Genomic DNA, 9,509 nt, shown 5'->3' with positions numbered 1-9,509 from the left:
AGAGGTGGTCCCACATGTTTGAACAACTAAAAGCTTATTTATAAGTGATACTCTGCTCTAGTTAAGCTACCTTATTTTGTTGTGGTAGCTGGTCATAGTAAAACTCATCTGGAGTCATTTTGTCCAGACTCGAATGAGGTCGTTTCAAATTATAAAATTCAAAATATGCGTTTAATTGCTTCTTCGCATCCAAAACATTGCTGTAGGCTTTGAGATACACCTCTTCATATTTAACGCTCCGCCATAATCGTTCAACCATCACATTATCAACCCATCGACCTTTACCATCCATGCTGATTTGGATGTCATTTGATTTCAATACATCAATAAATGCATCACTGGTAAACTGACTGCCTTGGTCTGTATTAAATATTTCAGGTCGACCATATTTTTCAATAGCTTCATTTAATGTTTCTATGCAAAATGTAACCTCCATACTAATCGATACTCTATGCGCAAGTACCTTGCGGCTATGCCAATCAATCACAGCACATAAATAAACAAAGCCTTTTGCCATAGGGATATACGTTATATCCGTAGACCACACTTGATTACTGCGCTGAATAGCCAATCCTTTGAGCAGATATGGATATTTGCGGTGAGCTTGATTAGCCTGGCTTAAATTTGGTTTGCAATATAACGCATTAATGCCCATTTTCTTCATTAAAGTACGTGTATGACGTCGTCCTATATGATGTCCTTGACGATTCAACAAATCACGCATCATACGGCTACCTGCAAAAGGGTATTGCATATGTAACTCATCCATACACCGCATCAGCTTCAGATCTGATGCACTCACAGGTTTTGGGCGATAGTAATAACAACCACGGGAGACTTTCAGCAGCTGAGCTTGCTTAGATACTGAAATCTGAAGTGAGTCATCGATTAACTTTTGTGGTTGAAGCGGCCCAGTTTCTTCAACACACCTTCTAAAAAATCAATTTCTAATGCCTGCTCACCGATTTTTGCATGTAGTTTTTTTAGATCGATGGGTGGTTCTGTTGGAGCTTTTGATTGATCGAAAGCTTGCGAGGAAGCTGAAATCAGTTGATTTTTCCAGTCGATAATTTGGTTTTGATGAACATCAAATTCAGCACTCAATTCAGCAAGTGTTTTTTCTGCTTTAATCGCAGCAAGTGCTACCTTAGCTTTAAAATCATTTGAATGATTTCTTCTTGGTCTACGTGCCATAAAATACTCCATATATTGATGTTTATAACATCATTTGGGGAGCAAAATATCACTTATAAGTGTTGTTCAAATTTCCTGATCCACCTCTATCTAAACCTAAAGGTCGTTTACGTGTATTAAGTATGGGAAGCTTTGGGCATCATTATGTTTTTCCTGTCATGGCAGAGTTTTGTAAGCATTATCCCGAATTAACCGTGGAATATACGACCTCACAATACGTTCCAGACCTGTTGGCAAAAGGGGTAGATGTCAGTCTTTATCTCACTGAATCATTAACAGACTCTCGTTTTGTTGCACGCAGAATTGGCACTATTTTTTCTGTTTTATGTGCTTCACCTGCGTACCTAGAAAAACATGGCGTTCCTAAGTCTCCAGAAGACTTAAAAAATCATGCCTGTTTACGCTTGGTAAACCCATCTATTACGCCAGATTGGCATTTGTTAAATGCCAATGGTGAGTCTTGTCAAATCGACATTGGAGGGCAACTCATTGCAGATAACCCTGAGTTATTGTTAGATGTGGTGCAACAGGATATGGGGGTCGCGTTATTGCCGATGTTTTCGGCTTTAGACGCGGTTCAAAATGGAAGATTATGTCATATCTTGCCTGAGTGGCGTTCGCCCGATATCGGAGTTTATACCTTATTGCCTTCACGCCATTTTATTGATGCCAAAACACGCGCATGGTTGGATTGGGTAGAAGAATATATTTCTCCAAGAATTGAAATGGATGCATCTTATTTTTATAAATAATGAGATAAATTTTTTAAGGATTACAATTGAAAAAGGATGAAGAATAATACGGATTAGAATAAAAATAGGGTAGAAAATGCTTCTTTTTAAAGAGGCATTTAATACAGAAATAAATAATAGATTTTAAAAAAATTGCATGAGGGATTGAGCCCCAATTCCTGAACAGAATGAGATAAAGATGAGATAGGATGATCTGGTACTTTGCCTAATATTCAGCTTTATACCAGATACTGAGCTATTTTAATTGATTACTATGCACACTTGGTCTGCCAATACGCATTTGCATAATTCGACAAGCTTTTTCGGTTTAATACATTGCTAATATTTTGGCTGGCTTGCATCAGTTTCTCTAAGTCAATGCCAGTTTCAAAGCCCATGTGTGACAGCAAATAAAACAAATCTTCGGTTGATACATTGCCAGAGGCGCCTTTGGCATAAGGGCAACCGCCAAGTCCTGCAAGAGACGAATCAAAAACACGAATACCTTGCTGTAAAGACTGATAAATATTGGCAATTGCCATGCCATAGGTGTTGTGGAAATGCCCAGCTAAAACCTTGCTGTCGAGTTCAGCAAGGCAGGCTTGCCATACCTTTTGAACACGATCTGGTGTTGCGGTGCCAATGGTTTCACCTAAAGACACTTCATAGCAGCCCATGTCATAGAGCCGTTTAACCACTTTCACCACTTGCTCAGGTGCAATTGCGCCTTCATAAGGACAATCGACAATACAAGAGACATAACCGCGTACAAGGATGTTATGTGCTTTTGCTGCGTTCATGACATCGCTAAACTTTTCAAAGCTTTCGTCGATTGAACAGTTGATATTTTTACGGGTAAAACTTTCAGAAGCTGCGGTAAACACCGCAACCTCTTTGCATCCTACCGCTTGAGCAGTTTCAAAACCTTTAATATTGGGAGTGAGCAGACTAAATTGCACATCGGTTGTTTGGGGTAACAGCTTAAATAGCTCGTCACTTTGGGCCATTTGTGGTACCCATTTTGCCGAAACGCATGAACCGACTTCAATGGATTTTAGGCCTGCACTGATTAGGTCATTAATAAAGTTTAAGCGTTGTTCGACAGTTAAAGCCTGCTTTTCATTTTGGAGGCCGTCTCTGGGACCGACCTCCACGATTTTGACAAACTCACTCATGCAACTTCCTCCTGAGCAGGCTGAAATTCCACAAGCTCATCGCCAGCTTTGACCTGATCACCGACTTGGAAATAGGAGTCTACAATCACGCCATCTTTAGGGGCACGGATGGTATATTCCATTTTCATGGCTTCAAGCGTCATTAAAATATCGTCTTTCTTCACACTATGATTTGCACTGACTAGCACTTGAGTGACCACACCCGGCATTGGGGCTTTTAAATGACCTTCATCGGCTTGGCTATCTGCCTGATTAAAGTCTTGGCGGATATAAGCAAACTTATAGCTTTGACCATTTTGGAACAAGGTAATGCCTTGCTGACTTTGGTTAAAAGGTAGCTTTTGCTGAGTCTCACCAATTTGAACAGAGGCAGTATGTGCATCAAGCAATTGACCTGAAATTGGGTAGCTTTGCCCATTATATTCTGCGGTGAAGCCATCTTCATTTGAGGCAAATTTAATTTGAATATTTTGGTTTAAATAGTTCAGTTTAATACTGTGCTGATAGGCAATATTTAAACGCCAAAGCGGTTGAGCCTGCCAAAGCTGTTTTTGGCTTGAACTGTTGTTATTCAGTTTGCTTAAAAACTCAATAAATGCCGCTGCTACCACCAGTTCCGGTTTGATCTCTTCAGGGCTAAACAAGAAGTTTTGTTCACGTTGAATCAGGTTGGTATCAAGCTTGGCTTGTTTAAACGATTCGCTACGAACAATCTTTTCCAGAAAGGCAATATTGTTGCCTAAACCATCGACATGGAATTGGCTTAAAGCATTTTGCATTTGAATAAGCGCAGCTTCACGGTTTTTACCCCAGACGATGAGTTTGGCAATCATCGGGTCGTAATAGGTCGTGATTTCATCGCCTTCAACAATACCGCTATCTACACGCACATATTGGTTTTGGGTTGGGTAGTGCAGATAGTCAATTTTACCGATTGCAGGTAAAAAGCCTTTTTCTGGTTCTTCGGCGTAAATACGTGCTTCAAGCGCGTGTCCATGAATTTTTAATTCGTTTTGTAGTTTAGGTAAAGGTTCGCCATAAGCGACGCGAAGTTGCCACTCGACCAAGTCTTCACCTGTAATCATTTCAGTAACAGGGTGCTCGACTTGCAGACGGGTATTCATTTCCATGAAATACGCCGTACCGTCTTGTTCTACAATAAACTCAACCGTACCTGCGCCCACATAATTTACCGCGCGTGCAGCATCAATTGCCGCTTGGCGCATTGCATCGAGCTTCTCGCTTGGCATTTGTGGAGCAGGGGCTTCTTCTAACACTTTTTGGTGACGGCGTTGTACAGAACAGTCGCGTTCAAACAAATGTACATAGTTGCCATGTGTATCGCCAAACACTTGCACTTCAATATGGCGCGGTTGAATCACATAACGCTCAATCAAGACATCATCATTACCAAAGCTGGATTTGGCTTCACGTTTACAAGAGGCTAAAGCATGCAGAAAATCTTCACTGCGTTCAACCAGACTCATGCCTTTACCACCGCCGCCAGCACTGGCTTTAATTAAAACAGGATAGCCAATTCGGTCTGCCTGTTGCTTTAAAAAGTCAGCATCTTGGTTGGTTCCGTGATAGCCCGGTGTTAAAGGGACACCTGCTTTTTCCATTAAAGCTTTCGAGGTCGCTTTTAAGCCCATCGCTAAAATGGCATCCACTGGTGGCCCAATAAAGCAAATGTTGTGTTGTTGGCAAGCGAGTGCAAACTGGTCATTTTCAGAAAGGAAGCCGTAACCCGGATGAACCGCTTGGCTGCCTGTATCAATGGCAGCTTGAATAATACGATCAACCTGTAAATAACTTTGTGTTGCAGGGGACTGACCAATATAAACCGCTTCATCTGCAAGTTTGACGTGTTGGGCATTTGCATCTGCATCTGAGTAAACGGCAACCGTTCTAATACCTAATTTTTTAGCTGTACGAATTACGCGGCAGGCAATCTCGCCACGGTTCGCAATTAAAATCTTTTCAAACATGATGATCGTCCTTAATTGTTGTTATTCGAGTTAGAAACCCAAGCAGGCTGTTGTTTATTTAAAAAGGCACTTAGACCTTCTTTTGCCTCACTGCCTTGACGAACTTGAGCAATATGATGTGCTGTCTGTTGCAGCAAGTCATTGCTCATGGTCTGGTTGCTCACCATTTGAATGAGTTGTTTTGAAGCCGCTTGAGCGTGCGGGCCACCGAGTAATAGAGCATCAACAATTTCTTGAACTTTTTTATCTAAGTCTTCAGCATCTGCTACTTCGTGTGCTAAACCAATTTGTTTGGCTTCACGAGCTGAAATCCGCTCGGCAGTTAAGAAGTAACGAGAGGCTTGTCTTGCACCAATCGCACGAATCACATAGGGGCTAATGGTAGATGGAGCAAGACCTAAACGAACTTCAGAGGTTGCAAACTTGGCATCCGTGCTGGCAATGCAAATATCACATGCCGACGCTAAGCCCATACCGCCGCCAAAGGCAATGCCATGCACGCGGGCAATAGTCGGTTGTTTAAGTGTTGCAAGTGCATCAAGCATTTGCGCAAGTTTTAATGCATCTGCTTCATTTTCTGCTGAAGATGCCTGACCTGCCTGTTTCATCCAGTTGAGGTCGGCACCTGCTGAAAAGCTTTTACCGCGACCCGCTAGAACCACAACACGAATGTCATCACGAGTATTAATTTGCTTAAAGCAAGTATGTAGCTCTTCAATGACTGTCGTATTAAAAGCATTGTGCAATTCAGGGCGGTTCAGCCATACATAGGCAACCTGACCTTGTTGTTCGAGTTGTAAAAATTGATAGCTCATATGCACCTCTTACATGCGGAACACGCCAAATTTGGTTGGCTGGATTGGAGCGTTCATGGCAGCTGCAAGACTTAAACCAAGTACATGACGAGTTTGAGCTGGATCAATTACACCGTCGTCCCAAAGGCGGGCAGAAGCATAGTATGGATGGCCTTGGCGCTCGTATTGTTCACGAATTGGTTGTTTAAATTCGTCTTCTTCTTGCGCTGACCACTCGGCACCTTTTTGCTCAATTTGATCTCGTTTTAAAGTCGAAAGTACGCTCGCTGCTTGTTCGCCGCCCATCACTGAAATACGAGAGTTTGGCCATGTCCATAAAAAGCGTGGTGAATAAGCGCGGCCACACATACCGTAGTTACCTGCACCAAATGAACCACCAATAATTAGGGTGAGTTTAGGGACATTTGCAGTGGCAACTGCCATCACCAGTTTAGCGCCGTGTTTGGCAATCCCTTCATTTTCATACTGGCGACCAACCATAAAGCCAGTGATGTTTTGTATAAATAACAATGGAATATTGCGCTGTGTGCACAGTTCAATAAAGTGCGCGCCTTTTTGAGCAGACTCGGAAAATAAAATTCCGTTATTGGCAATAATCCCAACTGGCATGCCGTAGAGAGAAGCGAAACCCGTTACAAGTGTTGAGCCAAAGCGGGCTTTAAACTCGTCAAAGCGAGAGCCGTCTACAATACGTGCAATGACTTCACGTACATCAAAAGGTTTACGTGCATCACTTGGAACTACGCCATAGAGTTCAGATGCATCAAACAATGGTTCATCAACTTGCTTATTTAACTCATTTGGCTTTTTATTTAAGTTCGCAACAATGTTTCGTGCAATCGCAATGGCATGTTCATCATTTTCAGCTAAGTGGTCAGCTACACCTGAAAGACGTGTGTGTACATCGCCACCGCCTAAATCTTCACTGCTTACCACTTCGCCAGTTGCAGCTTTTACCAGAGGAGGGCCACCTAAGAAAATCGTACCTTGATTACGTACAATAATGGTTTCATCAGACATCGCTGGTACATAAGCACCACCTGCGGTACAGCTACCCATTACCACGGCAATTTGAGCAATACCTAGGCTCGACATGCGTGCCTGATTATAGAAAATACGCCCGAAGTGATCGCGGTCTGGGAAAACCTCATCTTGCATTGGTAAATAGGCACCGCCTGAATCTACTAAATAAATACAAGGCAAGTGATTTTGTTCGGCAATTTCTTGTGCGCGTAAATGCTTTTTAACCGTAAGTGGGTAATACGTTCCACCTTTAACCGTTGCATCGTTGGCAACAATCATGCAAGTTACGCCGTTGACCTGACCAATACCAGCAATCACACCCGCAGCAGGAACATCATCTTCATAAACGTTGTACGCTGCCAATTGACCAATTTCTAAAAATGCTGTGCCGACGTCAATGAGTTGATCAATACGTTCACGGGGTAAAAGTTTACCTCGAGCCAGATGTTTTTGACGGGCATTTTCGCCACCACCTAAAGCAATACGCTGGGCAACTTGTTTGAGATCTGTGACCAATGTTTGCATGGCTTGCTGGTTTGTTTTGAAGTCTTCGCTTCGAACATTAATCTTGCTTTGTAATTGGTTCATAAGATGCGTCCTTATTTATAATTATTATTTGGTTTCATTGAAGAGTTCGCGGCCAATCAACATACGGCGAATTTCAGAAGTTCCCGCGCCAATTTCATAAAGTTTTGCATCGCGCCATAAACGGCCAGCAGGGAATTCATTGATATAACCGTTGCCACCTAAAGTCTGGATTGCTTCACCCGCCATCCATGTTGCTTTTTCAGCGGCATATAAAATGGCACTTGCGGCATCTTTACGTAGGCTGCGGTCATGATCCGCTTTGTCGCAGGCAGCACCAACCGCATAAACGAGAGCTTTACATGCCAACCATGTTGAATACATATCGGCAAGTTTGCCTTGCATAAGCTGGAATTCACCTAAAGCCTGGCCAAACTGTTCACGCTGATGTAAGTAAGGAATAACGACATCTAAGCAAGCATCCATAATGCCTAAAGGTCCGGCACTTAAAACTGCTCGTTCATAGTCCAAACCACTCATGAGTACTTTAACCCCGTTACCCACACCACCGAGTACGTTTTCAGCAGGGACTTCTACATTGTCAAAGAATAGGGGGTAAGTGTTAGAGCCGCGCATACCGAGTTTGTCTAAGTGGTTGCCGTGACTAAAGCCTTTCATGCCTTTTTCAATCAAGAATGCGGTCATGCCTTTCGGGCCAGCTTGTGGATCAGTTTTAGCGTAAACGACCAGTACGTCTGCATCACCGCCGTTAGTAATCCACATTTTTGAACCGTTTAAAAGAAAGTGATCACCTTTTTGCTCGGCGCGTAATTTCATGCTGACGACATCGGAACCGGCATTTGGCTCAGACATGGCAAGGGCCCCCACATATTCACCGGAAATTAATTTTGGTAAATATTTCTGTTTTTGCTGCTCATTACCGTTACGGTTAATTTGGTTTACACATAAATTAGAATGAGCACCATAAGAAAGACCAATGGCTGCCGAAGCACGGGAAATTTCTTGCATGGCAATAATATGAGCTAAATAACCCATATTGGCACCGCCATATTCTTCAGAAACCGTCATACCTAAAAGGCCCATATCTCCGAATTTTTTCCAGAGATGTGCAGGGAATTTGTTGTCTTGATCAACTTGTTGGGCAATTGGTGCAATTTCCTTTGCACAAAATGCGGCTACCGAATCTTGAAGCGCAATTAAAGTTTCATCTAGACCGAAATTCAAGCTGCGTAGGTTCATGATATTTTCATCCTATTGGTTATATTTGTTGTCCATAAAATATTTTGTGGGTATTTGATAATTACCATACAATGATTTTTTGAAAAAGTGAATACAGATTCATAAAATGATTTACAATTCATTTTATTTGTTAGAGAATAAATTATGAGCTATAAACGATCATCTTTAATGCAAGAGCGGATGGAGCAAAATCGTAAGTCGATTTTGAGTTCAGCCAGAAAAATAATTTCAGAGGGAGGGTTTAAAGACGCACAAATACAAACAATTGCAGAGCAAGCGGGTGTATCTAGTGGACTGGTTTATCGCTACTTCGATAATAAAAGCCAAGTGCTAATAGAAGTTTTGTCTGATGCCATTAATACAGAACTATTGGTGATTGAATCGATTACCGAAAGTGACTTATCGGCAAAGCAGAAATTACACAAGGCGGTGGCAACCTTTGTAAAACGGGCACTGAATAGTCCTCAGCTTGCATATTCACTCATGTTTGAACCCGTCGATTCAACGGTTGAACATGAGCGTTTTCGTGTGAAGCAATTGATTAAACAAAGTATTAAAAAAATACTTGCGGATGGAAATGCAAGTGGTGAGTTTGTCTTGGATGATTTAAACACAGCAGCACTTTGTGTAGTCGGTGCTATGACTTATGTGGTGGTTGAACCCCTAGACCCAGCTCAAAATACAAAGTTTGATCATGCGCATAAAGACTATTTTTCAAAACAGATTGCTGACTTTTGTGTGGATGCTGTGCAGAAAAAATAGGGCATATAAAGGATAAAACAACACAAAATAAGTAGT

7 protein-coding genes and 1 pseudogene are annotated in these 9,509 nt (G+C 42.0%); 2 read left to right on the top strand and 6 right to left on the bottom strand.

Annotated elements, in window-relative coordinates:
- Nucleotides 1-61: 61 nt before the first annotated feature.
- Nucleotides 62-1,206 (bottom strand): IS3 family transposase gene (locus MKL36_RS16460; protein ID WP_085944219.1). Its coding sequence is split into 2 segments (ribosomal slippage): nt 62-942 and nt 942-1,206, totalling 1,146 coding nucleotides; the frame shifts between segments, so codons are not numbered across the junction.
- Nucleotides 1,207-1,283: 77 nt separating this feature from the next.
- Between MKL36_RS16460 and MKL36_RS16455 the strand changes: the two are divergent.
- Nucleotides 1,284-1,946 (top strand): annotated as a pseudogene (locus MKL36_RS16455) (substrate binding domain-containing protein); the annotation flags it as partial.
- A gap of 251 nt (nt 1,947-2,197) precedes the next feature.
- Here the strand turns inward: MKL36_RS16455 and MKL36_RS16450 are convergent.
- The 5 genes from MKL36_RS16450 to MKL36_RS16430 are packed head-to-tail and all read right to left on the bottom strand — an operon-like array spanning nt 2,198 to nt 8,711.
- Nucleotides 2,198-3,100, bottom strand: a complete 903-nt coding sequence (locus tag MKL36_RS16450) for a hydroxymethylglutaryl-CoA lyase (RefSeq protein ID WP_021510331.1) — start codon at nt 3,098-3,100, stop codon at nt 2,198-2,200.
- Nucleotides 3,097-5,088, bottom strand: a complete 1,992-nt coding sequence (locus tag MKL36_RS16445; protein WP_000461799.1) for an acetyl/propionyl/methylcrotonyl-CoA carboxylase subunit alpha — start codon at nt 5,086-5,088, stop codon at nt 3,097-3,099. Before MKL36_RS16445 ends, MKL36_RS16450 begins: the two co-directional genes overlap by 4 nt.
- Nucleotides 5,089-5,099: 11 nt before the next feature.
- Nucleotides 5,100-5,903 (bottom strand): enoyl-CoA hydratase/isomerase family protein, encoded by an 804-nt coding sequence (locus MKL36_RS16440; protein WP_000121728.1) that lies wholly within the window; start codon nt 5,901-5,903, stop codon nt 5,100-5,102.
- A 9-nt stretch (nt 5,904-5,912) separates the two neighbouring features.
- Nucleotides 5,913-7,514 (bottom strand): carboxyl transferase domain-containing protein, encoded by a 1,602-nt coding sequence (locus MKL36_RS16435; RefSeq protein ID WP_002157394.1) that lies wholly within the window; start codon nt 7,512-7,514, stop codon nt 5,913-5,915.
- A gap of 24 nt (nt 7,515-7,538) precedes the next feature.
- Nucleotides 7,539-8,711: an isovaleryl-CoA dehydrogenase gene (locus MKL36_RS16430; RefSeq protein ID WP_001053634.1), complete on the bottom strand. Its 1,173-nt coding sequence runs from the start codon at nt 8,709-8,711 to the stop codon at nt 7,539-7,541.
- Between the two features lie 144 nt (nt 8,712-8,855).
- Here MKL36_RS16430 and MKL36_RS16425 point away from each other — a divergent pair, with 144 nt between their 5' ends.
- Nucleotides 8,856-9,473 (top strand): TetR/AcrR family transcriptional regulator, encoded by a 618-nt coding sequence (locus tag MKL36_RS16425; protein WP_000120692.1) that lies wholly within the window; start codon nt 8,856-8,858, stop codon nt 9,471-9,473.
- Nucleotides 9,474-9,509 lie beyond the last annotated feature (36 nt).

The organism is Acinetobacter sp. AOR12_HL (genome assembly GCF_027855275.1).
In the GTDB taxonomy this organism is placed as follows: Bacteria; Pseudomonadota; Gammaproteobacteria; order Pseudomonadales; family Moraxellaceae; genus Acinetobacter; species Acinetobacter baumannii.
This window is presented reverse-complemented; position numbering and strand designations above follow the sequence as displayed.

Bases quoted from the DNA above. Each gene is read 5' to 3' on its own strand.
- MKL36_RS16450 (WP_021510331.1), bottom strand. From the start codon at position 3,100: ATGAGTGAGTTTGTCAAAATCGTGGAGGTCGGTCCCAGAGACGGCCTC.
- MKL36_RS16445 (WP_000461799.1), bottom strand. From the start codon at position 5,088: ATGTTTGAAAAGATTTTAATTGCGAACCGTGGCGAGATTGCCTGCCGC.
- MKL36_RS16440 (WP_000121728.1), bottom strand. From the start codon at position 5,903: ATGAGCTATCAATTTTTACAACTCGAACAACAAGGTCAGGTTGCCTAT.
- MKL36_RS16435 (WP_002157394.1), bottom strand. From the start codon at position 7,514: ATGAACCAATTACAAAGCAAGATTAATGTTCGAAGCGAAGACTTCAAA.
- MKL36_RS16430 (WP_001053634.1), bottom strand. From the start codon at position 8,711: ATGAACCTACGCAGCTTGAATTTCGGTCTAGATGAAACTTTAATTGCG.
- MKL36_RS16425 (WP_000120692.1), top strand. From the start codon at position 8,856: ATGAGCTATAAACGATCATCTTTAATGCAAGAGCGGATGGAGCAAAAT.